Origin of the sequence: Alkalihalophilus lindianensis (assembly GCF_032843265.1) — a bacterium.
GTDB lineage: Bacteria > Bacillota > Bacilli > Bacillales > Bacillaceae_D > Alkalihalophilus > Alkalihalophilus lindianensis.
Genome location: NZ_JAWJBA010000909.1, coordinates 1 through 242, shown reverse-complemented (window position 1 = coordinate 242; position 242 = coordinate 1). Strand labels below are relative to the sequence as shown.

Below are 242 nucleotides of genomic sequence, written 5' to 3'. Positions count from 1 at the left end.
CTTATCAATTGTTACAGTTTTTCCATTAAATTTTTGTAGTGCTTTTGATGGTTCCACACTTCCAAGGTCCTCAAGCGTTTCCAAAATCACTTCATCATTTGATACATGAACTTCAGCAATCTTTTTAACAGTTTTTTCTGAAATAATGACAGGTTTATCAATAATCGAAACTGCATTATGGTCTAACCAGCCAATTTGTTTCCCGGCATGATAACACAAAAAATACGTTCCTTTTACGGTTC

The 242-nt window shown here is 33.9% G+C and carries 1 protein-coding gene; it reads right to left on the bottom strand.

What is annotated here, in order from left to right:
* The coding region (locus RYX56_RS24750; protein ID WP_317124440.1) for a GW dipeptide domain-containing protein at positions 1-242 on the bottom strand (242 nt) is incomplete at both ends.